Origin of the sequence: Fructilactobacillus carniphilus (assembly GCF_024029675.1) — a bacterium.
Classification (GTDB): Bacteria; Bacillota; Bacilli; order Lactobacillales; family Lactobacillaceae; genus Fructilactobacillus; species Fructilactobacillus carniphilus.
The window spans coordinates 260,337-283,003 of sequence record NZ_CP097121.1 but is presented as its reverse complement, the minus strand read 5'-3'; the positions used below and the strand labels follow the sequence as shown (position 1 = coordinate 283,003).

At 48.3% G+C, this 22,667-nt stretch carries 25 protein-coding genes; 3 read left to right on the top strand and 22 right to left on the bottom strand.

Going from position 1 to position 22,667, the window contains the following annotated elements; genetic code table 11:
• Positions 1 to 42 precede the first annotated feature (42 nt).
• Positions 43 to 519, bottom strand: coding sequence for a hypothetical protein (locus M3M37_RS01550; protein WP_252795412.1), 477 nt, complete (start codon positions 517 to 519; stop codon positions 43 to 45).
• Between the two features lie 159 nt (positions 520 to 678).
• On the opposite strand from M3M37_RS01550, the gene M3M37_RS01545 reads away from it, so the two are divergent.
• From M3M37_RS01545 to M3M37_RS01535, 3 genes are all read left to right on the top strand, one after another.
• Positions 679 to 897 carry a DNA-directed RNA polymerase subunit epsilon gene (locus M3M37_RS01545; RefSeq protein WP_252795411.1) on the top strand — a complete coding sequence of 73 codons (219 nt, stop codon included), beginning with the start codon at positions 679 to 681 and terminating at the stop codon, positions 895 to 897.
• Positions 897 to 2,588, top strand: a complete 1,692-nt coding sequence (rnjA, locus tag M3M37_RS01540) for a ribonuclease J1 (RefSeq protein ID WP_252795410.1) — start codon at positions 897 to 899, stop codon at positions 2,586 to 2,588. The genes M3M37_RS01545 and rnjA overlap by 1 nt, the downstream gene beginning before the upstream one ends.
• Before the next feature lie 154 nt (positions 2,589 to 2,742).
• Positions 2,743 to 2,997: a hypothetical protein gene (locus M3M37_RS01535; RefSeq protein ID WP_252795409.1), complete on the top strand. Its 255-nt coding sequence runs from the start codon at positions 2,743 to 2,745 to the stop codon at positions 2,995 to 2,997.
• Between the two features lie 101 nt (positions 2,998 to 3,098).
• On the opposite strand, the gene M3M37_RS01530 is transcribed toward M3M37_RS01535, so the two are convergent.
• From M3M37_RS01530 to M3M37_RS01430, 21 genes are all read right to left on the bottom strand, one after another.
• Complete coding sequence (locus M3M37_RS01530; protein ID WP_252795408.1) at positions 3,099 to 4,091, bottom strand: aldo/keto reductase; 993 nt, start codon at positions 4,089 to 4,091, stop codon at positions 3,099 to 3,101.
• Entirely contained in the window at positions 4,081 to 5,052 is a 972-nt protein-coding gene (locus M3M37_RS01525; RefSeq protein ID WP_420842977.1) for a ribose-phosphate diphosphokinase, read from the bottom strand. The genes M3M37_RS01530 and M3M37_RS01525 overlap by 11 nt, the downstream gene beginning before the upstream one ends.
• A 52-nt stretch (positions 5,053 to 5,104) precedes the next feature.
• The gene (recD2, locus tag M3M37_RS01520; protein ID WP_252795406.1) at positions 5,105 to 7,561 is read right to left on the bottom strand and encodes an SF1B family DNA helicase RecD2; all 2,457 of its coding nucleotides are present in this window, start codon (positions 7,559 to 7,561) and stop codon (positions 5,105 to 5,107) included.
• Between the two features lie 6 nt (positions 7,562 to 7,567).
• Positions 7,568 to 8,254, bottom strand: a complete 687-nt coding sequence (locus M3M37_RS01515) for a tetratricopeptide repeat protein (protein ID WP_252795405.1) — start codon at positions 8,252 to 8,254, stop codon at positions 7,568 to 7,570.
• Between the two features lie 10 nt (positions 8,255 to 8,264).
• Entirely contained in the window at positions 8,265 to 8,921 is a 657-nt protein-coding gene (locus M3M37_RS01510; RefSeq protein ID WP_252795404.1) for a histidine phosphatase family protein, read from the bottom strand.
• Positions 8,922 to 9,071: 150 nt separating this feature from the next.
• Positions 9,072 to 9,245 (bottom strand): transcriptional regulator, encoded by a 174-nt coding sequence (locus tag M3M37_RS01505; RefSeq protein ID WP_252795403.1) that lies wholly within the window; start codon positions 9,243 to 9,245, stop codon positions 9,072 to 9,074.
• A gap of 85 nt (positions 9,246 to 9,330) precedes the next feature.
• Entirely contained in the window at positions 9,331 to 10,455 is a 1,125-nt protein-coding gene (gene mnmA / locus M3M37_RS01500) for a tRNA 2-thiouridine(34) synthase MnmA (RefSeq protein WP_252795402.1), read from the bottom strand.
• 111 nt (positions 10,456 to 10,566) lie between these two features.
• Positions 10,567 to 10,905, bottom strand: a complete 339-nt coding sequence (locus M3M37_RS01495) for a DUF1831 domain-containing protein (protein WP_252795401.1) — start codon at positions 10,903 to 10,905, stop codon at positions 10,567 to 10,569.
• A complete protein-coding gene (locus tag M3M37_RS01490; RefSeq protein WP_252795400.1) occupies positions 10,905 to 12,065 on the bottom strand; it encodes a cysteine desulfurase family protein in 1,161 nt (386 codons plus the stop codon). The genes M3M37_RS01495 and M3M37_RS01490 overlap by 1 nt, the downstream gene beginning before the upstream one ends.
• A 13-nt stretch (positions 12,066 to 12,078) precedes the next feature.
• Positions 12,079 to 12,780 carry a 5'-methylthioadenosine/adenosylhomocysteine nucleosidase gene (locus M3M37_RS01485; protein ID WP_252795399.1) on the bottom strand — a complete coding sequence of 234 codons (702 nt, stop codon included), beginning with the start codon at positions 12,778 to 12,780 and terminating at the stop codon, positions 12,079 to 12,081.
• A 23-nt stretch (positions 12,781 to 12,803) separates the two neighbouring features.
• Complete coding sequence (locus M3M37_RS01480) at positions 12,804 to 13,073, bottom strand: hypothetical protein (protein ID WP_252795398.1); 270 nt, start codon at positions 13,071 to 13,073, stop codon at positions 12,804 to 12,806.
• Positions 13,074 to 13,082: 9 nt separating this feature from the next.
• Positions 13,083 to 13,637 (bottom strand): NUDIX hydrolase, encoded by a 555-nt coding sequence (locus M3M37_RS01475; RefSeq protein WP_420842969.1) that lies wholly within the window; start codon positions 13,635 to 13,637, stop codon positions 13,083 to 13,085.
• Positions 13,638 to 13,686: 49 nt separating this feature from the next.
• Positions 13,687 to 13,887, bottom strand: coding sequence for a cold-shock protein (locus tag M3M37_RS01470; protein WP_252795396.1), 201 nt, complete (start codon positions 13,885 to 13,887; stop codon positions 13,687 to 13,689).
• An 84-nt stretch (positions 13,888 to 13,971) separates the two neighbouring features.
• On the bottom strand, positions 13,972 to 16,773 hold the full coding sequence (ileS, locus tag M3M37_RS01465) for an isoleucine--tRNA ligase (RefSeq protein WP_252795395.1): 2,802 nt from the start codon (positions 16,771 to 16,773) through the stop codon (positions 13,972 to 13,974).
• 209 nt (positions 16,774 to 16,982) lie between these two features.
• Positions 16,983 to 17,639, bottom strand: a complete 657-nt coding sequence (locus M3M37_RS01460) for a DivIVA domain-containing protein (protein WP_252795394.1) — start codon at positions 17,637 to 17,639, stop codon at positions 16,983 to 16,985.
• A 12-nt stretch (positions 17,640 to 17,651) separates the two neighbouring features.
• Entirely contained in the window at positions 17,652 to 18,443 is a 792-nt protein-coding gene (locus M3M37_RS01455) for a YlmH family RNA-binding protein (RefSeq protein WP_252795393.1), read from the bottom strand.
• A gap of 1 nt (position 18,444) precedes the next feature.
• Positions 18,445 to 18,726 (bottom strand): YggT family protein, encoded by a 282-nt coding sequence (locus M3M37_RS01450; RefSeq protein ID WP_252795392.1) that lies wholly within the window; start codon positions 18,724 to 18,726, stop codon positions 18,445 to 18,447.
• Positions 18,726 to 19,136, bottom strand: a complete 411-nt coding sequence (locus M3M37_RS01445) for a cell division protein SepF (protein WP_252795391.1) — start codon at positions 19,134 to 19,136, stop codon at positions 18,726 to 18,728. Before M3M37_RS01445 ends, M3M37_RS01450 begins: the two co-directional genes overlap by 1 nt.
• A gap of 28 nt (positions 19,137 to 19,164) precedes the next feature.
• Positions 19,165 to 20,394, bottom strand: a complete 1,230-nt coding sequence (gene ftsZ, locus M3M37_RS01440; protein WP_252795390.1) for a cell division protein FtsZ — start codon at positions 20,392 to 20,394, stop codon at positions 19,165 to 19,167.
• An 18-nt stretch (positions 20,395 to 20,412) separates the two neighbouring features.
• Positions 20,413 to 21,765: a cell division protein FtsA gene (gene ftsA / locus M3M37_RS01435; protein WP_252795389.1), complete on the bottom strand. Its 1,353-nt coding sequence runs from the start codon at positions 21,763 to 21,765 to the stop codon at positions 20,413 to 20,415.
• A gap of 99 nt (positions 21,766 to 21,864) precedes the next feature.
• On the bottom strand, positions 21,865 to 22,665 hold the full coding sequence (locus tag M3M37_RS01430) for a hypothetical protein (RefSeq protein ID WP_252795388.1): 801 nt from the start codon (positions 22,663 to 22,665) through the stop codon (positions 21,865 to 21,867).
• Positions 22,666 to 22,667 lie beyond the last annotated feature (2 nt).

Below are 22,667 nucleotides of genomic sequence, written 5' to 3'. Positions count from 1 at the left end.
ATAAAACAAAAACGTTTCCCTTCAGCACGAAGAGAAACGTTTTTATTTATCTAAGCGATGCAAATCAGTCACGTATTCCTGAGTGGCTCGGTTAGCAAGATCAACCACGTCAAAGGAAAGCTGATCTTGGTTAATCCAACAATCGGTCACCAATAACCGGGTCCGCCCACTCGGCGTTACGTAGCCATCTGCCCGAGCTTGCCGTTTCAAAGCGTCTGCTAACAATTGCGTGGTTTCCAATTCACCAGGGTGTTGCTGCAGAACACAACGATACTCAAAGACCATGATGCCCCGACCCCATACTTCATCTAAAACCTTGGCGCGTTCTAACTCTCCTACCACCAACTGACCAGTCGGGTCTTGCAAAGTCGTCAGTGTTTTATTGACTTCTTGGTCTACCAATCCCCGCACGTGTCGTTGGTGACGTTTGTTAGGAAGTGTAACCAAGAAGTGATGCAATACATTATAAATTATCAGAGCAATTAAAAACCCTAGTACTAATTCAATTCCCGTCTTCATTTTACTTCTCCATTTTTCTGTTATTACCGTTCTCATTCTAACAGAAAACGCTCCATATATACTTGCATCATAATCTATGATAAAATTTAAGTAGGAGTTGGTCTACCAACGAACAGTTCGACATAAAAATTAAGTAACTGAACTAAAGGAGTAATAATTGTGATTTACAAAGTATTATACCAACCAAACCCACAGGAAAATCCTAAACGGGAAGCAACAAAGGCGCTCTATTTAGACGCCCCTACTCAAGCAGATGTTCGTGATTTGATTGCTAAAAACACCGACTACGTGGTGGAATTCATCCAACCACTTGCGGGTAAAAAGCTCGAATTCGAACAACAAGAACCAGATTTTAAAATTACGGAGTTTAATAAATAATGAATAAACTAAACGTCAAAAACAACGAAACGGCGATTTATGGCGTTGGTGGTCTAGGCGAAATTGGAAAGAATACTTACGGAGTCCAATTTCAAGATGAAATTGTCTTAATTGATGCTGGGATTAAGTTCCCAGAAAGCACTCAACTCGGGATTGATTACGTTATTCCTGATTATCAATATCTAGTGGAAAATCAGAATAAAATTAAAGCCCTGGTAATTACCCACGGTCACGAAGACCACATCGGTGGGATTCCTTTTATTCTGAAAGCCATCAACGTTCCAGTGTACGCTGGTCCGCTCGCCCTCGCCCTTATCAAGGGAAAACTCGAGGAACACGGCATGCTCAAGCAAACTGAATTGCATGCTATCGACGAAAACACGGTCTTAAAGTTTAAGAAAACCAGTGTTTCGTTCTTCCGTACGACCCACTCCATTCCGGACGCTCTAGGTGTGGCTGTACACACTCCTGACGGTGTGATTGTTGAAACCGGGGACTACAAGTTTGATTTGACCCCAGTGACGAATACTCCACCAGATTTACAAGCAATGGCTAAACTTGGTGAAGAAGGAGTACTGTGCCTGATGGCTGACAGTACTAATGCCGAAAAACCAGTCTGGACCAAGTCCGAACGCTACGTAAGTGATTCAGTCCGCAAAATTTTCAAACGCGTCGACGGTCGAATTATCTTCGCCACCTTTGCCTCTAACCTTTCGCGGGTCATGACCGCCATCGATGCGGCCTACAAAAACGGTCGCAAAATTGCCGTCTTTGGACGGAGTATGGAAGCTGCCGTGGTGAACGGCCGGGAACTAGGTTACATTAAGGTTCCTGATAAGGCCTTTGTGGACGCCAACCAACTGAAGTCCCTACCGGCTAACAAAGTTATGATTCTTTGTACCGGATCCCAAGGAGAACAAATGGCGGCCCTCTCACGAATTGCCAACGGAACCCACCGCCAAATTTCGATTGAACCAGGCGATACGGTGGTCCTTTCCAGTAATCCGATTCCTGGAAACGTGTTAAGCGTGAACCGGGTCATTAACGAACTGGAAGAAGCCGGCGCTACGGTAATCAAGGGTTACGAAAACCACATCCATACCTCTGGACACGGTGGTCAAGAAGAAGAGAAACTGATGATCCGGTTGATGAAACCGAAGTTCTTCGTCCCGATTCATGGAGAATACCGGATGCAAAAAATCCACATGGGTCTCGCCGAACAGTGTGGGATTCCGAAGGATCACTGTTTCATTCTCAGAAACGGTGATGTGTTAGCTCTTACCAAAGATAGTGCGCGAATGGCCGGAAACTTTGCGGCGGGAGACGTGTACATTGATGGAAACGGGGTTGACACCGTTAACGAAAAGGTCATCAAGGATCGCCAACTCCTCTCGGAAGAAGGCCTTGTGGTGGTCGTAGCCACCATCAACCTCAAAGACCGCGAAATTCAGTCCGGTCCCGACCTGCTTTCGCGGGGCTTTGTCTACATGCGCGAATCCGGTGAACTCCTGGACCAGGGACGAAAGCTCGTCTTTCGGACGATTCGCCGTGCCATGAATAGCAAAAACGCCAGTGAAAAAACGATTAAAAAAGCCGTGATTAACGAACTGTCGAACTTCCTTTACGAAAAGACGGAACGCCGTCCGTTAATTCTACCAATGTTAATCATGAATAACACGAATCAAAAATAAAACTTAGTCGAACAAAATAAAACCCCCACCGAACGATTATCTCCGTTCTGTGGGGGTTTTTGGATTAAACTAATTTATCCATATTATCTTAGTATAGTTAGATATCAAATTAGTTATGTTATAATTAAATTCACACTACTAAAGGAGAATTTTCATGTGGGTTTTAATTATCATCGCCATCATCTTGATCCAACTTTTCTTATCTCGCCAAGTTAAGTTTCCAGTGCTCGGTTTCATTTTACCCATCATCTACTTGATCTATTCCGTTTACATGATGGTTACTACCGCTACCAGTCTTGGGATGGGGCTCTTGTTGCTCATCGGAGGAGAAGCAGTCTTATTAGACATCCAGTATCATGAATTTACGAAAAAAAAAAGACAACCAGCAACGAAAAATAAGCAACCATAGAAGCCCCAATTCTCTTGGAATTAGGGCTTCTCTTTTTTATTGCTCAAATAAAAACGCCCCACCAAGCAAGCGCTCGATGACAGGCGTCATATTAAAAGCAATTAATCTTTAACAATCCGGTCAATTTCAGCTAATTCATCAGCCGTAAAGTCCAAGTTATCCAAGGCCTTCAAGTTGTCTTCTAAGTGCTCAACTTTAGAAGCACCCGTAACCACACTCGTAACCGTTGGGTCATGCAATAACCAAGCCGTTGCCATTTGAGCTAGAGTTTGATTCCGGTTCTGGGCCAAGTCATTCAACTGGTTCAACTTCTTCACAGCTGCGGCTTCCCCTTTATCTAGGATAAAGCTGTTCGTGAAGTGCAAGTGAATGTCGTCCGGAATTCCGTTCAAATACTTGTCCGTCAATAATCCTTCGGCCAGTGGACCATAAGCCACTAATCCATCATGGTTATCAGCCAACGTTTGCAACGTGCCGTCGTTTTCTGGATCCCGATTCAACATGTTGTAAGAACTTTGGTTGACCACAAACGGTGTGTGCAATTCCTTGAACAGTTCAATCATCTTAGCGGTTTGCGGGCCATCGTAGTTCGAAATCCCGATGTAAAGGGCTTTTCCAGCTTTAACTAACCCGTCTAAGGCTTCCGCGGTTTCTTCTAAACGAGTGTTGGGATCAAACCGGTGGCTGTAGTAAATGTCCACGTAATCCAAGCCCATCCGTTGTAAACTGCGGTCTAAAGCAGCTACCAACGTCTTTTTCGAAGAGAAGTTTCCGTAAACTCCCGGCCACATGTGGAATCCAGCCTTGGTCGTGATGATCAATTCATCCCGGTAAGGCTTTAAATCTCGCCGGTAAACCTGGCCAAACATTCTTTCAGCGGCACCCGAGCCTGGACCATAGTTGTTAGCAAGATCAAAGCTGAAAATCCCGCGGTCAAAGGCCGCCAGCATAATCTTTTCACTGTCTTGGAAGTTCGCATCGTCGCCAAAACTGTGCCACGTTCCAAACGATAAAGCAGGCAGTTGCAGACCAGAATTCCCAGCCCGACGCACCTTCATATTGTCATAACGTTGTTCGTTTGCTTTATATACCATCCGTATTTCCTCCTCTAAATAAGCGATGAGTGGATTTGTGTTCTTGAATCAATTTTAACGCATTCCCCAGTAATTCCCCAACCGAAATCACGGTTAATTTTGGTAATTGATCCGGATCAGAAATTACAATCGAATCTGTCACAATCACTTGAGAAATGTTGGGGTCGTTCAAATCAACTGGTTTTCGGTCCGCAAACACGGGATGCGTGGCTACCGCAATCACATCTTCTGCGCCCGCCTTCTTCAAAGCAGCAGCCGACACCTTCATCTTCCGACCGGTCACAATCAGGTCATCAATCACAATTGCATTTTTTCCAGCAACGGAACCAATTACAGAATCCGGGATGTGGTTCGATGAATCCGGTTCCCGGTTATCAACAATCGCAATCGGCAGATCCAGTAAGTCGGCAATGATTCGAGCTCGACCCACCCCGTTATGATCAGGAGCGACCACCACGGCATTTTCATCTAAATGTTGGTCGTGAAGATAGTTACTAATCAACCGACTTGGTTGCAAGTGATCCACGGGAATGTCAAAGAAGCCTTGAATCTGGGCAGCGTGTAAATCAAGCGTAATCACGCGGTTAATCCCACTGTCCTGCAAGATTGACGCTAACAACTTAGCGGTAATGGGCTCCCGCGACCGTGCCTTGCGATCCGAACGTGAGTAACCGTAATACGGGATCACCACGTTAATCGTGTGGGCACTCGTCCGGCGCACTGCATCAATCATAATCATCAGTTCCATGAAATTCATATTCACGGGATTTGATAACGATTGAATGATGAAAACGTCCTTCCCCCGGACACTTTCATCGATGGAAATCTTGATTTCGCCATCACTAAAGTGGTTGATGGTCGCCTTTCCCATCGGCATTCCACTCACTTGCGCGATTTTTTCAGCAAGCGGACGATTGGAATTTAAGGCAAAAATAACTGGCTGTGGTTTTGTAGTCACAATGCTGGTTCCTTTCCAAATTGAGAAATAAACTTCACCTTTAATTATAATCAACTTATTCGAGTTTAGCACCCAGAAAATCCTGTGGGGTCACTCCCTGCATCCCAATCATGGGATCGATGGCCTGGCGTTCAATCGCCTGGACCGTTAAACTGGTTGTTTCTGGGTCTTGCTCTGCGGTTGCGGCGGAATCTGAAGTAGTTTGTGTAGCAGGACTAGTCGTCTCCTCCGCTTCTGCGGTTTCACCAAATGCCGATCGTAATCGATCCGGCAAGCCAGTCTTTCGCCGACTGGCCTCGCGTTCCAAAGCCGCCGCAAAGACCGAGGCATCTCCGACCATTACCAGCTTGCTAGCGGCCCGCGTCACAGCGGTGTACAACAGATTCCGATCTAGCATGCGACGATACGGTGCCACCACGGGCAGAATCACCATCGGAAACTCACTTCCCTGCGCCTTGTGAATCGAAGTACAGTAGGCCAGCGTCAGCTGCGTCCAATCTTTACGAGTATAAGTTACTTCAGTCTGGTCAAAGGCGACCGTCAGTTTATCCAGATACTGCTTGCCATCGGGATTCAACTCAATCCCCACGATTTTTCCAATGTCCCCGTTAAAAACGTTGTGTTCAGGATCATTCACCAGTTGCAAGACCTTATCGCCAATTCGAAAACTATGCCGGGCCGTTTCAACCTGCTTGCGATCCGGACTGGGAGGATTAAAAATCGCCTGGACCGCCTGATTCAAGTGGTCAATCCCCACTTCGCCGCGATACATCGGGGCTAACACCTGGATGTCCGAAGCTTGAAATCCCTTATCCTTCGCCTTCGTGATAATTTGTTCCAGCACTGGAACCACCTGCTGCACAGAACACCGAATGAAGCTCCGGTCGGGTTCCCGCGCTAGTAAGTCATCAGGCAGCACCCCGTCCTTTAAGTGATGCGCCAGTTCAATAATGGTGGAGTCCTCACTCTGGCGGTGAATTTGATTCAACTTCATTGTTGGAATTAATTCCGACCGAATCAAGTCCGAAAAGACCTGACCTGGTCCGACCGACGGCAGCTGGTCCTGGTCCCCCACCAGAATAACCTTCATCCCGGTCGGAATCGCCTGGATTAGTTTAGTAAACAGCTCCGTATCTACCATCGACATCTCGTCAATAATCAACAATTCACCATCCAGGGCGTTGCCGGGTTCCTCCTCATCGTCACCATTCAAACCTAGCAACCGGTGAATCGTACTAGCTGGCAAGTCGGTGGCATCGCCCATTTTCTTGGCAGCTCGTCCGGTGGGTGCGGCCAGTAACACCGGATACGAAGCATCATCACCCTTGTAATCACGCGGATCCAACGACAAATCATGCTCCTCGGCATAGGCCTGCACAATTCCATTGATAATGGTCGTTTTCCCGGTTCCAGGTCCCCCAGTCAAAATAAACAATGGTTGCGCAAGCGCGGCCTGAATCGCCTGCACTTGTGACTCGTCGTAGTGAATCTTGGCTGCCTTTTCCACTTTTTGAATCAACCGTTCGGTATCCTTAGGCGCCTGACTATCCGCCTGTAAAATCCGATGAACGTTTTCGGCAATCTGCCACTCGTCTTGAAAGAGTGCCTTCAGGTAAATCCGATCCTGATCGACCTGGACCTTGCCGTCCTTGACCAATTGTTTCAGCGCGTCTGCCAGCTTGGTATCATCAATCTGTTGGTTCGGGTCAGTGTCCAAAATCTGAAAGCTGGCGTTCATCACTTCTTTAGTCGTCGAATAGGTATTCCCACTACTAATCGATAACCGATCCAACGTGGTTAACAGTCCCGCGCGAAGCCGACCCGGATTGTTATAGTCAATTCCAACTTTATTTGCAATTTGATCCGCCCGTTTAAAACTGATGTTTTGGATGTCTTCCACCAGCCGATACGGATCCGTTTCAATCACTTCGAGCGCCTGACCGTGATACTTTTTAAAGATGGCGGCGGCCAACGAACTTCCAAAGCCATAGCTATTCAAGCCGACGATGACTTGCTCGGCTCCATTATTCTTCTGCAGGGATTCCGTAATCGTGTCCCGTTGCTTGGGTTTCAATCCCAATCCGTTTAAGACCTTCGGATCCTTCAAAATCTTGGGGATTAAATCCGTCCCGAGTTGATCCACGACCTTTTCCGCCGTCTTCGGTCCAATCCCCGGAAAATCACTCCCCGAGAGATACTTAATTAAACCGGATCTGGACGTCTGCGCCACCCGTTCGTAGTTGGTGGCCTGAAACTGCTTGCCGTACTTCGGATGGTCTACGACCCGACCAAAAAAGCGGTAACTAAGTTCATCATTAATTTCCGCAAAATTGCCGGTCACCACAATTTCTGATTCGTTCCACTCAAAGTTATGCTCTTCCACCTGCACCAGCAAGACCTTGTAAAAACTGTCGTTACCTTCAAAAAAGGTGGTTGCCACCTTTCCGGTCAGCCGCGCGGTTTCTGGTTGTTCTGCCGTTGGGTCGTCAAACAGGTTAATCGACTGTGCCACGAACCTCTACTCCTTTTGCTGCTTGCGCAGTACTTTTTCAATGTCTGCAATGCGTTCCCGATGAGTCATAAAGTAGTTCTCATCCAGCTCGCGCGACTTTTTAAACTCCGGCTCCGCTTGATCTCGGTGTCCGTTAGTTAGTTTAACTACCCCCAAGTTAAAGTGAGCGGCCTCATCGTTTGGATTAGCGTCTAATGTCTGCCGGTAAAAATCAGCGGCGGAATTTAAGTCCCCACTCGCCAGTAAACAATCCCCAATCAAGCGATTCAGTTCGGGATCCTGCTTGGCTTGGTCGTGAGCGGTAATCAAAAAGGCCAACGCCTTGCCATAGTTCTTTTCACCATAGTAACTTTGGCCCAACATGATATACGCATCCTGCTTCAAAGCGGGGTCCGTCACCTGTTGAAATTGTTGAATCGCCTTCGTGTATTCTCCGGCGGCGTAGTAAACGTTCCCCAGTCCGTAGGTCAACGTGTTCTTGGCCTTTTGACTCCGATCCGCAAATAACCCAAGCGCCTTCATCAACAATTCTTCGGCTTGCGTGTAGCTCTTGAGTTGAATTAAAAAGGCACTGAGGTCGTAGTACGGTCGGTAGTCGTTGGGGTGTTCGTCAATATCTGTGATTAACTGGTGCAACGTGGCGGCGGCCCGTTCCTGTTTTTCGTCTGCTTCTGCGTCTGAATGTTCTGCCATTACTCTCCTCCTACACTAAATCTGAATCCCGCACCGGGTGTTCCAAGTAGCTGGTGTCATTCCAATCCAGTAATTTAAAACTTTGACCGTGGTCATTGGTTTCTAAAATCGTCGTACTGGTATTGGCCAGGCCACCCCGTTTTCGCAAGTCTTGCAATGGAATCCCCAGTAATGAGTTAATCAAGGCGTTCAAAGCCGCTCCGTGGCTGACAATTAAAATCTCGTCGTCACCATTAAAATTAGCGGTAATCTCACTAATCTTGCTCCGCATCCGCTTAATCAAATCCGGAAACGATTCTCCGCCAATTGGAGTAGGGTCGTACTGGTCCGGGTGATTACGAAAATCGTTAAAGGTCTCGGGATACTGGGATTCGGCGTCAGTAAACTTCATCCCTTCAAACTTACCCAGCCGAAATTCCTCTAGTCGATTATCCAAACTCAACGGCACTGGATGCCGCAGTTCGTCATTAATCACTGCGGCCGTAATCCGAGCCCGCTTAATTGGACTGGCGTACACGTGCGCAAAGGGAATGTCTTTCAGATAATTCCCCACAAGTTTCATTTCCTGATAACTCGCCGGCAGTAATTCGGAGTCTCCCCCGGCTCCCTGGTAGCGACTCTCTAGGTTCCATTCGGTTTTTCCGTGGCGCACAAAGTATAATTTCATGGTCTTCATCCTCGTTTATAATCTACTGTTATTATGCCAGTTTCAGGGGGGAGACGCAAAAGAGCGAGACCATCTAACAATAAATAATGAAAAACCCCACTAGTTCAGCCTTTCAGCTTCACTAGTGGGGTTTTTACAGCATTCACTAACTTATTGATCTTCGTTTTCTTTATCCTTTGCCACTACTGCACGCATGTAGTTCCGAATGTCGTAGGTCACAATGGCACCCTTTTTCTCAAGGACCTTTTTGTAGTCATCGTAGAGAGATTGCGGAATTCGCATCGTAACACTCTTGTATTCAGTCGTATCCTTTTCTCGAGCCATCGGGTTCATTCCTCCCTTCCTAATGAGATTATTGTCCCACGTTCTCAACGTCAAATAAAGCGTTTAGACGCTAATTAATACTTTTTTAAACATATTGTAATTTCTCTTCGTTTTTGTAAGCTGCATCAATAGTCGCCACGCCCAAACATTCATCCCCGTCGTAAAAGACAACCGCTTGGCCGGGTGTCACGGCGCGAGCGGGTTCGTCAAAGGTGACCTTAACGTGGTTCTGATCATCATCGATCTGAACCGTAACGCCGACGTCCTTTTGCCGGTACCGGAACTTCGCGGTACAGTGGAAGGTTTGTCCCCGACTGTTACCGTCGACAAATGACAAGTCCGAGGCCGTCAGATAATCAGCGTATAGGTAAGGATTTTCGTAACCCTTGCCCACGTAAAGGACGTTCTTTTCGAGGTCCTTACCAATCACAAACCACGGCCGGTTATCCTGACCATCACCACCGATGCCAAGACCACGGCGTTGTCCGATGGTATAGTACATTAAGCCGGCGTGCTCACCCTTGACTTCGCCGTCGATGGTCATCATCTTCCCGGATTGCGCCGGTAAGTACTGACTCAAGAAGTTATCGAAGTTATTGGGTCCAATAAAGCACACGCCCATCGAATCCTTTTTATCCGCCACGTAGAGGTTCGCGTCGTGGGCAATCTGCCGCACTTCCGGCTTGGTCATCCCACCTACGGGAAACATCACTCGGTCCAGTTGCTCCGCAGACAGCTGACTCAAGAAGTAGGTTTGGTCCTTGTTGAGGTCGGTCGAACGAATCAAGTGGTTCTTCCCGTTTTCATCACGTTTAAGTTGGGCATAGTGACCCATGGCGATGTAATCGGCTCCGAGGTCCATTGCGTATTCCAAGAATGCCTTGTACTTAATTTCCGTGTTACAAATGACGTCCGGGTTCGGCGTCCGCCCCCGTTTGTATTCCGCTAAGAAGTACTTAAAAACCCGGTCCCAGTATTCCTTTTCAAAGTTCACGGAGTAGTAGGGAATCCCGAGTTGGTTGGCCACGTGGGCCACGTCCTTAAAGTCTTCCGTGGCGGTACAAACTCCGTTTTCATCGGTATCGTCCCAGTTTTTCATAAAGATTCCAACCACGTCGTACCCCTGCTGTTTCAACAGGTAGGCCGCGACCGAGGAGTCCACGCCGCCACTCATTCCCACGACAACGCGCGTTTGACTGTTATCCTGCATAATATCACCATCATCCTAATAGATTTAGAATCTACGATTGAAGGTCGTAATTCCAGTAATAACAATGATACGCTACCAGAACTGGGCTTGGCAAGCGTTAGGCACACCCGGCTAGTTTTTGGTTAAAACCTGCCGAATGATGAGATTTTGCATCAAAAATTGGTATTGTTCCCGTTCTTCGGCAAACTGGTCACCCTTAAAAATGTCGACATTTTTCAGTCCCGAAGCCGTCAGAATGGCCAGCTTCAACTGCTTTAAATCAGCGCTAATGCTGAGCTTTAGTTGCACGTTGGCTTTCGCATTCATCGGGTTCAACGACTGGGTTAACTCATAGTTGCCTAGCTTGGTCTTTTTAAAGTTGAGGTCGCTCAACGTGTACTTTTTCACCGCCGGATTAACCTGGTAAGTGGCGGTATCGCCGTCTAAATGAACTTGGTCTGTAAATGCCATTAGCTCTTCCTCCGCTCTGCTAGTCTGTGAATAATCTTGCTGGTCGTGGTTACGAACTGGTCAATTTCAGCTTTCGTTGTGTCTTTCCCAAAACTTACTCGGATGGATTCAGAAAGACGCGGACTATCTTTGCCAAACATCGCGGTTAAGACATGCGATGGTTCCAGATTCCCGGCAGTGCAGGCAGAGCCCCCGGACACTGCGATTCCATCTAAATCAAGGTTGTTCTGTAAGACATAGGTTGACGTCCCCGGAAACCAGAGATTCAGCACGTGCGGGGAGCCGGCACCTGCTTCCGGTCCATTGACGTGGACCAGAATCTCATGGTCAGCAAAACCGGTCAGGATTTGGTCGCGAAAACCGCGGAAACGGTCCCGCAACTCTTGCTTCTTGGCACTAGGCAATTGTTGCACCGCCGTCGCAAAGCCAGCAATCGCGGGCACGTTCTGGGTTCCGGCCCGGCGTTTATCTTCCTGGTCGCCCCCCATGATGTAACTAGGAAACTTCAGGTCGGAACGCCGGTAGAGAAAGCCCAGTAATTTGGGGCCGTACAGTTTATGCGCCGACGTTGACAGCAGGTCGATGTGGTCGCGTTCCACGTCAATGTCTTCTAAGCCATAGGCCTGCACAGCATCCGTGTGGAACCAAGCTTGGTGATCCTGGAGTAATTCACCAATCTCATGGATTGGCATCATACTGCCGATCTCGTTGTTAACGCTCATAATCGAAACTAACGTGGTTTCATCATCGAGAGCAGCTTCCAAATCGGACATCCGCACCGTCCCGTGTTCGTCGACCGGCAGATAGGTCACCCGGTAGCCGTGTTGTTCCAAGTAATGCATCGGCTTTAAAACCGCTTCGTGTTCAATCGCGGTGGTAATCAAGTGCTTTCCCAGGTCCTGACGGGCTTCCGCCGTCCGAATGATGGCGGTGTTATCGCTTTCGGTTCCACCACTGGTGAAAACAATCTCACTGTCCTGGGCATTGATACTGGCCGCCATCACATGCCGGCTATCCTCCAACACGTGGTTGGCCTGCCGGCCCAGTTGGTACAGCGTCGACGGATTGCCAAATGTATTTTGGTATTGTTTCGTTAGCTCGGCGAGAACGGGCGCAGAAATCGGCGTCGTCGCCGCGTGATCTAAGTAAATTTCGCTCATCGCCCACTCCTCCCTATGCCGCGTTGGTGTTGGCAAACAACCGGAGTAACATTTCGGCAGACTGCCGGCCGGCTGCTACCACGAATTCTTCAAAGCTCTGGCTAGCGTTTTCGTCTCCCGTATCGGACATCGCTCTCACCACCACGTACGGAACGTCAAATTGGTGAGCGACTTGGCCAACCGCAGCGCCTTCCATTTCTCCTGCTAGGGCATCCGGGAAGTGCCTTAAGATGGTCGCAATCATGTCTTTGCCGGCGATGAACTGGTCCCCGGTCACAATCAAACCGTGGTGGACGTTCAAACCTTGATCCGCCGAAGCGGTCGCAATCCGGTCACCCCAAGTTTTGGAGGCCGGAAAACGCGCTGGTTGGTTCGGTAACTGACCAAAGACTTCACCATCCGCGGTACAATCCACGTCGTGGTAAGCTGTTTCCGTCGAAATCACGATGTCTCCAACCTGTAACCCTGCCCCGATTCCAGCGGCTGCTCCCGAGTGAATCAGAACATCCACTGGAAAGTTGGTCATTAGTAAGGCGGCCGTGATCCCGGCTTCCACTTTTCCAATCCCAGATTTCACCAGGATGACCCGTTGCCCACTGATTTCACCAGTGTAAAAGTCGACCGCACCGACCGTAGTCGTTTGCGCGTTTTCCAGGGCCTCCTTGAGTTCCTTGATTTCTTCGTCCATTGCACAAATAATTCCAAACGTTTTCATTAATTTTTACTCCATTATCTAATTTAGTCGACAAAGCGCATCACGCAGAGGACGGCAATGATGAGGATGATTAAGATAATAATCACAAAGTCCAGCTTGTGCGCTAACCGGCGGTGACGGGCCTCTGGATCTTGGTCAGGAGCCTGCCGCAGTGGTTCCTGTGGATCAGTTGGTTCGTTGGAATCCGTTGATTGTCTGAACCGGTTGCGTCGCGATTGCTGTTGTTGCCGCCGAAACGCCTGCCGGGTCATCTCTGGTTCCGGATTCCCAGTTGTTTGTTTTCTATCATCCATCCTGCTAACCTACTTTTTCATTAATTCCCAGGCTTGAATCGCCATGATCGTCTTAGCATCCTCAATCGTCCCGGCTTGTACCATTGCCTGGGCTTCTTCTAAGGTGTACTCGCCAATTTCCAAAAATTCACCGTCATCACGCGGTAATTCGTCGGTCACGGGAGTCAAATCCGTGGCTAAGTACAGGTACATGTATTCATCGGTGAACCCACACGACGAATAGAACGAATAAAGGGGTTCAATCTTACCGGCTTGGTACCGAATTTCTTCGTTTAGCTCTCGTTGGACCGCATGGATTTCGTTACCGCGGTCGCGGTCATCGAGCTTGCCGGCGGGAATTTCCACCATGACCGCCTTAGCGGGTTCGCGCCACTGCTTTTCCAGCACCATCTTGTCGTCCGCGGTAATGACTAGCATTCCCACGGCCGGGGCGTGGTGAACCACGTCACGGTGCGCAGTTTCGCCGTTTGCGAGCCGCACCGTTTCTTGTTCAACCCTGATAATTTCACCGTCGTACTTAAGGTCACTTTTGATTTCGGTTTCTTTTAATTCCTTATCGGTCATAACCATTCCTCCACCTTTTCATTGTACTGACTTCGGGTTCGTGCCGCAATTACCGGGCTAAGCGAATCTTAGCTGCTTGCGGTCCGTTTTTACCGGGAGCAATCACAAATTCCACCAGGTCCCCGGCATGAATTAACTTAGGATTCCCCTGGATGATGCCCGTAATGTGCATAAAAATCTCTTGGTCTTCGTCATCTACTAGGTAGCCAAAGCCCCGACTCTGGTCGTACTGTTTAATCTTTCCTTGCATCGTCGTTTCTCCTCACTGCACAGCTATTTCTACTCTAATCATAACAAAAGCCGAGACTAACATCTCGACTTTTACATGATTGATTTAAGCGTCAAATTCAGTTGTCGCTGTTTCTGGGAATTCGGCCCGCACGATTTTAGCACACCGAGCACAGAACTCTGGATAATCCGGATCGCTGCCGACGTCGGTTTTAATCAACCGGCACCGTTCACAAACCTTCCCATCAGCGTGTTCCACTTCAATGGCGAGGTCGTCCCCAAAGGTGGAAACGTCGTCTTCGGCGGCTTCAATCGGCTTGATTTCTAGCTGCGAAACCATCAGGATTTGGGCCACGTCCACGTTTAATTGGGCTAAGAGCTCTTTCACTTTTGGCGTTACGTAGAGGATTAACTTAGCTTCGGAAGGCTTTCCGATGATCTTGTCATTCCGGGCAGCTTCCATCGCCTTTAGAACGTCCTTACGCAGTTGCATGAACTGATCCCATTCCGTTCGGATTGCCGCTTCGTTATCGAAGTGGTGCACCGTTGGCATTTCGGCTAGTTGCACGAATTCTTCTGGTTCGTAACAGAACTGCCAGATTTCTTCGGTCGTGTGCGGAATGATCGGCGTCAGCAACTTCGTTAGGGTTACTAAGGATTGGTACAACACCGTTTGCATCGCCCGGCGCCGGGAACTGTCTTCGGCATCAATGTACAAGATGTCCTTGGCAAAGTCCAGGTAGAATGCGGACAGATCCACTGTGATGAAGTGCATCAAATGCTTGTTGATGGCCATGAAATCATAGTGATCGTAGGCATCCTTCACGTTTTGTACCAACTCGTTTAACTTGATCAACATGAACTGATCAACTGAAGTCAAATCAGCGTAGTCCACCGCGTTGGTTTCTGGATTAAAGTCACTGGTGTTGGCTAACAGGTAACGGACCGTGTTCCGGATCTTCTTGTAGCTGTCTCCCACCGTCTTGAAGTTCCCCATGGAAACCCGCACGTCGGCAGAGGTATCAACGGTCGTAACCCAGAGCCGGACAATGTCTGCTCCCATTTGCTTGATAACATCCGCCGGCGCAATCGTATTCCCCTGTGACTTACTCATCTTGTGACCCTTACCATCGAGGGTAAAGCCTTGAGACAGCAGGTTCTTGTAAGGTGAAATGCCCGCCGTAGCCACGCTAGTGATTAGACTGGAGTTGAACCAACCCCGGTACTGGTCGGAACCTTCCAGGTACAGATCAGCTGGGTAGGTTAAATCAGGTCGTTCGGCGAGGACTCCTTGATGTGAGGAACCAGAGTCAAACCACACGTCCATGATGTCAGTTTCCTTGGTGAATTCCCCGTTTGGTGAGTGTTCACTGGTAAAGCCGTCGGGTAACAAGTCCTTGGCGTCACGTTCAAACCACACATCAGAACCGTACTTGGCAAATAAGTCCGCCACGTGGCCGATCGTTTCGGGCGTCATGATGGCAGTCCCGTCTTCTGCGTAGAAGATTGGCAATGGCACCCCCCAGACCCGTTGTCGGGAGATGACCCAGTCACCCCGGTCGCGAATCATGTTGTAGAGCCGTTGTTGTCCCCATTCGGGGTTAAAGTGAACCGTATCGATGGCATCGAGGATTTGTTGCCGAATTTTCGTTACCGAAGCAAACCACTGAGGTGTGGCTCGGTAAATGACCGGCTTCTTGGTCCGCCAGTCAAACGGATAACTGTGTTTGTACGGCATGTAGTACAGCAGTTGGCCCTGGTTCTTCAACTTGTCCAAGGCAATTTGGTTGGCATCTTCATAGAAGACACCCGCAAAATCTGGACCAGCTTCTTCGGTCAGGTATCCCTTGTTATCAACCGGGGCAAAGATTGGTAAGTCGTATTGTTTCCCGATGTTGTAGTCATCTTCCCCGTAACCAGGCGCGGTGTGGACTAAACCAGTTCCGGAATCAGCGGTTACGAAGTCGCCCAACATTGTGACTAACTTGCGGTCCGGCGTGAAGGGATGTTCGGCGAGGACACGGTCCAAGTCTTTTCCTTGCACGTGTTTAACGATTTGGACGTCATGCCACCCAAATAATTCCGCATCGGCATCGAGTAATTCCGCTGCCAGGACGTATTGCTTCGGATCATCGTCGTGTTTAACCACCACGTAGTCAAAATCAGGAGAGACCGTGATTCCTTCTGAGGCGGGAATCGTCCACGGGGTCGTGGTCCAAACCACCATGTAGGTGTTGTCGTTATCAAGGACGCCTTTGCCGTCAACCACCTTTTCAGCGTAGAACGCCGATGGCGATTCAATGTCGTGGTATTCCACTTCGGCTTCGGCGAGGGCTGATTCAGATGACCAGGACCAGATCACGGGTTTCAGTCCCTTGTAGATCAAGCCCTGTTCGGCCATCTTGCCAAAAACCCGCACTTCAGCAGCTTCGTATTCGGGTAAGAGAGTCAGATATGGATTGTCCCAATCCCCTTGCACTCCCAGCCGTTTGAATTCCGTTCGTTGCCGGTCCACTTGCTTTAAGGCATAGTCGTGACACAGTTTCCGGAATTCGTTGGTCGACATCTTCTTGCGGTCATAACCTTCTTTTTTCAGTTGTTGTTCAATCGGTAACCCGTGGGTATCCCAGCCAGGCACAAACGGAGCCCGAAAGCCGTTCATGGACTTGTAACGCACGATGAAGTCCTTGGTAATCTTGTTCATCGCGTGGCCCATGTGAATGTCACCGTTCGCATAGGGAGGCCCATCGTGAAGCACAAACGTGGGCTTTCCTTCGTTTAAGCGTTGGCGTTGTTGGTACAGTTGGTTGGTTTCCCACCCTTGCTCGCGTTCGAGCTCTTTGACCGGTAGGTTCCCGCGCATTTTGAACTTGGTTTTCCCCAGGTTCAAAGTGTCTTTGATCCGCATCGCATTTCCTCCTTTAATGTACAAAAAAACTCCGTCTCAATCGGGACGAAGTTGTCGTGGTACCACCCAAAATTCAGGACTGTGCACAATCCTCTCATTTTTGTTATTTACGTCATAATAATAAAGTGATCTACCACTTGGAAAGTGACCAACGGGCTCCCACCTTCCCCGTTTCGCTGTGGTATTTTCCAAGCGGCTTGCTGTCTTTATTAAAGAATCTCAATCTGGCCATCTGGGTAGAAGCGGATGGTTGGATCCGCGTATTTATCAGATGACAACGGTTGATTACTTTCAGAGTTTACTCTCCCTGCTTCTGAGTTGTCAAGGCTTTCCACCAATGATTCCATTTCAGGAAAGTTCCGGTAGTCAGCACCCTTTAGTAATTCCGACCAATCAGACTGATTCGCAAACTGGAGTTGACTCTCTAACATAGCCACCATTTTCTTTTGGAAGCGTTGCAGTTGCGTCCGGAAATCATCGGTACTCAAGGCCAAAGCGGCGGCTTGCTTTGTGCCCGCTTCGACTTGAGCTTGCGCCGTCTGCATTGCTTCGGTGAGGAGTTGGTTCGCCTTTTCTTGGGCCTCCTGCATCGTCTTTTCTGCATCAGCATTCGCCGCTTTTTTTACGCGGTCAGCAGCATCTTGAGCCACCAAAATCGACTCATTCAAAGACCCCTTCAGATCATCGTAATGAGACAGCTCGTTCTTAGTGTCATCGAGGTCCTGCTTTAACGATTCATTTTCATCTCGTAGGATTTGGTAATCCTTGATAATTTGTTCCAAGAAATCGTTAACCTCGTCAATGTTGTAACCCCGCATTTTGGTGTTAAATTTTTTATTGTGAATGTCTTCTGCAGAAAGTACCATGGTAAGCCTCCATCACTTATTTTTTATCACATCAAACTCTGCTTTAATTTTACCTTTTTTGGAAAATCCGTCATTTTCGTTCAGTTTAATTCGACCCAAGCCCCGCACGGACACCAGATCATGAAGTGCCAGCTCGTAATCAGGTTTATCGTATGTAAACCAGTTTAACCGTACCTTGCCTCGAGTCACTAAGTCTTTGGCTACCGCTCGTGAGACTCGAAACAACGTGGCAATTACTACGTCCAGTCGCAGAGACGGAAGCGTCGTGTGCACTGCTTGAGCGTCATCTTGTACCTGCAGGAGTTCCGTAAACGACCGTGGTTCTAGCTTAACCTTGGTCCGTCCCATTTCGATTACCGTCTGTTGCAAGTACGGTGCAATTTCCCGCTTGGTGATTAACTGCCACCGGGTCCCGTCTGTAATAATATCTCCTAACACGTTGCGCTCAATGCCACTGCCCATCAAAGATCCGAGGACCTGACGATGCTCCAGCGTTGCAAACTTAACCGGATAATTAATTTCTAGTAACGCGAGTTCAAAGTCTGAACTCATCGGATTAAAGTACTCCGGAAACAGGAGCGCTCGCTGCATCTCGGCCTGGGGATAACCCCCATCCATTTGAATGTGGAGCTCTGGTTGCCGGTTCACGAGGGTCGTGAGTAAATACCGTTCCCGCGCGTTTAAAAAGTCAGTTAAAATCGGTCGATACTCGGTTTGCGCCTGTTCCAGCCAATCACTGGCTTGGCGGAGAAAGGGTAACTCACTTGAACGAAAATGTTGGGTAACGTTTTCAGAGAGTCCCATGTTAACCCACCAAGTTAATCAGAAAGCCAGCAATCCCGTTGACTCCAATTTTAATGAACCAGAGCGCTAGGATGGCTAGCACCGGTCCAAACCCAATCATGCCGATGCGGGCAAAGTTGAAATACGACACAAATGGTTCCACCAAGCGATTAATTAGCTGACCTAGCTTTGACTGACTGGCTCCGGGCAACCAACTCATTAGCGCCCAGGCTACAATTAGATAACTGTAAATGTCAATCAGATAACCCAAAGTAACCGCAATTAAGTTAATCACGTTGACCATTAGTTTTTCTCCGAACGGTCGTAGATTTGACTTTTCACGTCACCATTAACCACGTAATTTTGGGGCGTGCACAGATAGACCTTTTCGTCAATCTGCTGTAAATCCCCCTCAATCGCGTAAATAGTGCCAGTAATAAAATCGACAATTCTCCGAATCGTGGTGCTATCAACGTTTTCCATCCGAATTAAGACCGCATCGCCGTTAATCAATTTGTTGGCAATGTTTTTCGCATCGGCAAAAATTCGGGGTTCCACGATGTTAATTTTACTGTCGGGCATCCGATTATCATTCATAGAAAGCACCTTTCGTGGGTTCTTCTTCACTGCGGGCGTGGTTGGTTCTTGTGGATAACTATCAATCTCGTCTTCGTCATCATTACCAAAAAAATTATTAAAAATACCCTTAGCCATGCCTAACTCCCCCTTTATTAGTCAATAATTATTGATTCCGGTACTTAAAGTTAAACGGCGGGATGTCATCGTTTTTTTGATCATCATCTGCTGCTTGATCTCCCGCGTTAAATGGTTCAAACTCTTGTTTTTCGACGTTTTGGAACCGTTGATCTGGTTCGGCGCGTTGTTGTTGCGTTTCTGGGTTGGGTGTTGCCGTTTGGCTGGGTTGCACAACCTGACTGTTTTGATCAGGATGCACGACATTTTCACTAGAACGAGTGGCATTTTGAATTGATTTGACGTCCGTAATATCGCCCGAATCATCGTCAATCCCCGTAGCAATGACGGAAACGCGAATTTCATCACCCATACCTTCGTCAATCGAAGTTCCAAAGATAATGTTCGTATCGTCAGAAGTAGCATCCCGAATGATGTTAGCAGCATCCTGAGCTTCAAAGATTCCTAAATCTGGACCACCAGTAATGTTTAACAAGACCTGCTTAGCACCATCAATGGAAACTTCCAATAATGGTGAGTTAATCGCCTTTTTGGTGGCTTCTGGTGCCCGGTTTTCACCGCTAGCAGACCCCACACCCATCAAGGCAGTTCCCTTGTCCTTCATAATGGTTGTTACATCAGCAAAGTCCAAGTTCACGTATCCTGGTCGCGTAATCAAGTCTGAAATTCCTTGTACCCCCTGCCGAAGTACATTATCGGCATCGTGTAAGGCACCTAAGAAAGAAGTCTTCTTGTCAGCCATTTCGAGCACTTGGTTGTTAGAAATCACCACCATCGTGTCCACGTTTTGCTTCAAAGCGGCCAATCCTTCACTGGCATTATGCGCCCGAGCAGGTCCTTCAAAGGTAAAAGGTCGGGTGACTACGGCAACGGTTAAGGCGCCGGCTTGTTTCGCAATCTTAGCGATAATCGGAGCGGCTCCGTTTCCAGTTCCACCACCCATTCCAGCCGTCACAAAGACCATGTCGGCTCCCTTTAAGGCATTGGTGATGTCTTCTTGACTTTCTTCAGCAGCTTTGGCCCCGACCTCTGGGTTCGAACCAGCTCCTAAACCCTTGGTGAGCTTTGGTCCTAGGTTAATTTTAGTTTCTGCTTTGGACGCATCGAGAGCTTGCAAGTCAGTGTTAGCAGCAATAAACTCAACTCCCTGCACTCCGTCTTCAATCATTCGATTGACGGCATTTCCACCACCGCCACCAACTCCGATGACCTTGATGCTTGCGCCCGTTCCTGTGTTTTGATCCATTGCGTAATCCATATTCTCTACCCTCCGTGGTTATTCAAAGAAATTCTTCAAAGAGAAGCCCAAGCCGTTCTTTTTTCGTTTCTTCTGTTGTTGTGATTGACCGCGCCGCGAAAAGAAAGAAGAGTCGTCCGCGTCGTCAGTGACGGGGGCGTCGTCCTGGTATTGATCAGGATCTTGTTCTGGTTCCGACTCCAAGTTAGCGGCTGGTTCACCGTGACTAGTTGTTGCAAAAACGTCGTAAATCACCTGTTCTACGTCACTCATCTGGGTCGCATAGTTAACTAAGGACAACCCAAGGGCGAACGAAGGATGGCGTAATCCCATTTTATCAGGAACATAGACCCGGACGTTCATCCCAAAGGTGTTGGCAGCGAGTTCGGCAATCTTTGGCATTGAAGCCACTCCACCGGTCAACACGATGCCCCCCGGCATTCCTAAAGCATTGGCAGCAGCGAGCTTGTCCTTTAAGCGACCTAGGATTTGATCAAGTCGAGCCTCAATAATTTCTGCTAGTAACTGTTCGTTAATCTTACGGGGTTGGCTTTGTCCGACCACTTCAATTGAAAACTCGTTATCAGCAACCGCATATTGTGCATCAGCAATTCCATATTCCCGCTTGATGTTATCGGCATCCGCAAGCGAGATGTTTAACACGGAGGAGATGTCCTTGGTGATGTATTGTCCGCCTTCGTGGTCCACATCTATGTACTTGAGCTCGTGATCGTGAATTACAGCTGCGGTTGATTGACCACCGCCCAAATCCAACAAAATCGTGCCAAAGTCTTGTTCTGATTCCGACAACGCTGTTTTACCCTCAGCTTCTGCTCCCACTACCAATTGGTCGATGGAAATCCCCGCTTGTTCAACGGCCTTGCGAACGTTATGAATGATGGTTTTCGGACCCGTAATTAAGCGTCCGTCTAATTCTAAACGCGTTCCTACCATGCCACGAGGATCTGCGATGTCATCAAACTCACCAATCTTAAATTCTTCCGGTAATAGATTAATAACTTCTCGTTCCTGGGGAAGATTATTCGAAATGGCAGCTTGCGTTACCGCTTGAATGTCTTGATTATTAATTTCGTTGGTACTGTCAGTTAAACTAATCATGCCAGAGCAGCGGTCAATGCTAACCAGATCCGCTGGCAGGCCGACAATGACACTACTAATTTGGACCCCAGATTTAGCTTCTGCCTGATCCAAGGTCTTGCGAATGGCCTGGGCTGCTTTGTCAATGTCGACAATGATCCCGCGGCTGACTCCAGCCGATGGTTCGTTGCCAACTCCAATTACATTTGTTTGACCGTCAATGGTCTGTGCAACAATTGCTTTAATTGAAGTAGTCCCGATATCCAAGCCAACGTAAATATCTGATTCTTTCATATGCTATGAAGCCTCCCGCTTACTTAACTAGCATTGCAAGTTGTTAGTTAATATTTGTTATCAGTCTACCATAATAGTTCACGTTTGAGAACGCGATGTTCACCGAATTGGCGTTGCGTATGCGCCGTATTCCATGTGAACAATACTAGGCTGTTTTAAAGTTAGTTTTAATCGTTGGTAATCTTTCAGTTTAGTCGCTACCTGGCTCGCAAACGTAATGATTTGGTTTCCATCACGGAGTTGCAAATGGACCTTATCACTCCTACCCGCATCCTTGGCTGATGTAATAGTCTGCACGTTGGTGGCCTCCTTTTTTGAAAGGCGCCCAAGCTGTTGACCCAACTCTTCCAGTTGCTTTCGCTCAGTAACTCCCTGAATTTGGCAACTGCGGTTGCGCACGGCTTCCACTGGTTGTTGTTGCTCAATCCGTCCGTTCGGATACAGGGCATACCACTGCTGATGTCGTTCAAACCAGGCGCGGGGCTGAGCAATTTCTGCGTGGGCCGTAATTTGATTACCTGCTGCCGTCAGCGTCAGACGATTTAGTTGCGGATAGCGTTGTTGGAGCTGGCGTTGCACCCGGGGAAAATCCCGTTTGACTAACGCCAAGTTATCACCCGGTTCAATCGGTAGCTCCTTGCCCAACAGCTTAGATGATGATGCAGGAGTTACCCGCACCGTAGCCACCCGGTTTAAGGATGAAGCTTGGTAACCAAAGTAGGCGCACAGACCGCCGAAAACGATTAGCAACGGCACCGCTATGCGCACAGACCTTCTCCACCGTTCCCGTCTAATTTGCCGGTTTCTTCGTCCGACCCGGAGCCGGCGATGACGCCATTTGCGATCCGAATCAGCTCGCAGTCGTTCGTCTACCAACTCGTCTTGTGTTTTTTCATCCATGG

Excerpts from the sequence above, each read along its gene's own strand:
- M3M37_RS01460 (WP_252795394.1), bottom strand. The coding sequence starts at position 17,639 with ATGGTACTTTCTGCAGAAGACATTCACAATAAAAAATTTAACACCAAA.
- M3M37_RS01530 (WP_252795408.1), bottom strand. The coding sequence starts at position 4,091 with ATGGTATATAAAGCAAACGAACAACGTTATGACAATATGAAGGTGCGT.
- M3M37_RS01430 (WP_252795388.1), bottom strand. The coding sequence starts at position 22,665 with ATGGATGAAAAAACACAAGACGAGTTGGTAGACGAACGACTGCGAGCT.
- M3M37_RS01445 (WP_252795391.1), bottom strand. The coding sequence starts at position 19,136 with ATGGCTAAGGGTATTTTTAATAATTTTTTTGGTAATGATGACGAAGAC.
- M3M37_RS01475 (WP_420842969.1), bottom strand. The coding sequence starts at position 13,637 with ATGACCGATAAGGAATTAAAAGAAACCGAAATCAAAAGTGACCTTAAG.
- M3M37_RS01535 (WP_252795409.1), top strand. The coding sequence starts at position 2,743 with ATGTGGGTTTTAATTATCATCGCCATCATCTTGATCCAACTTTTCTTA.
- ileS (WP_252795395.1), bottom strand. The coding sequence starts at position 16,773 with ATGCGGATCAAAGACACTTTGAACCTGGGGAAAACCAAGTTCAAAATG.
- M3M37_RS01480 (WP_252795398.1), bottom strand. The coding sequence starts at position 13,073 with ATGGATGATAGAAAACAAACAACTGGGAATCCGGAACCAGAGATGACC.
- M3M37_RS01455 (WP_252795393.1), bottom strand. The coding sequence starts at position 18,443 with ATGGGACTCTCTGAAAACGTTACCCAACATTTTCGTTCAAGTGAGTTA.
- M3M37_RS01490 (WP_252795400.1), bottom strand. The coding sequence starts at position 12,065 with ATGAGCGAAATTTACTTAGATCACGCGGCGACGACGCCGATTTCTGCG.
- M3M37_RS01495 (WP_252795401.1), bottom strand. The coding sequence starts at position 10,905 with ATGGCATTTACAGACCAAGTTCATTTAGACGGCGATACCGCCACTTAC.
- M3M37_RS01505 (WP_252795403.1), bottom strand. The coding sequence starts at position 9,245 with ATGGCTCGAGAAAAGGATACGACTGAATACAAGAGTGTTACGATGCGA.
- ftsA (WP_252795389.1), bottom strand. The coding sequence starts at position 21,765 with ATGAAAGAATCAGATATTTACGTTGGCTTGGATATCGGGACTACTTCA.
- rnjA (WP_252795410.1), top strand. The coding sequence starts at position 897 with ATGAATAAACTAAACGTCAAAAACAACGAAACGGCGATTTATGGCGTT.
- M3M37_RS01450 (WP_252795392.1), bottom strand. The coding sequence starts at position 18,726 with ATGGTCAACGTGATTAACTTAATTGCGGTTACTTTGGGTTATCTGATT.
- ftsZ (WP_252795390.1), bottom strand. The coding sequence starts at position 20,394 with ATGGATTACGCAATGGATCAAAACACAGGAACGGGCGCAAGCATCAAG.
- mnmA (WP_252795402.1), bottom strand. The coding sequence starts at position 10,455 with ATGCAGGATAACAGTCAAACGCGCGTTGTCGTGGGAATGAGTGGCGGC.
- M3M37_RS01515 (WP_252795405.1), bottom strand. The coding sequence starts at position 8,254 with ATGGCAGAACATTCAGACGCAGAAGCAGACGAAAAACAGGAACGGGCC.
- M3M37_RS01485 (WP_252795399.1), bottom strand. The coding sequence starts at position 12,780 with ATGAAAACGTTTGGAATTATTTGTGCAATGGACGAAGAAATCAAGGAA.
- M3M37_RS01550 (WP_252795412.1), bottom strand. The coding sequence starts at position 519 with ATGAAGACGGGAATTGAATTAGTACTAGGGTTTTTAATTGCTCTGATA.
- M3M37_RS01470 (WP_252795396.1), bottom strand. The coding sequence starts at position 13,887 with ATGCAAGGAAAGATTAAACAGTACGACCAGAGTCGGGGCTTTGGCTAC.
- M3M37_RS01510 (WP_252795404.1), bottom strand. The coding sequence starts at position 8,921 with ATGAAATTATACTTTGTGCGCCACGGAAAAACCGAATGGAACCTAGAG.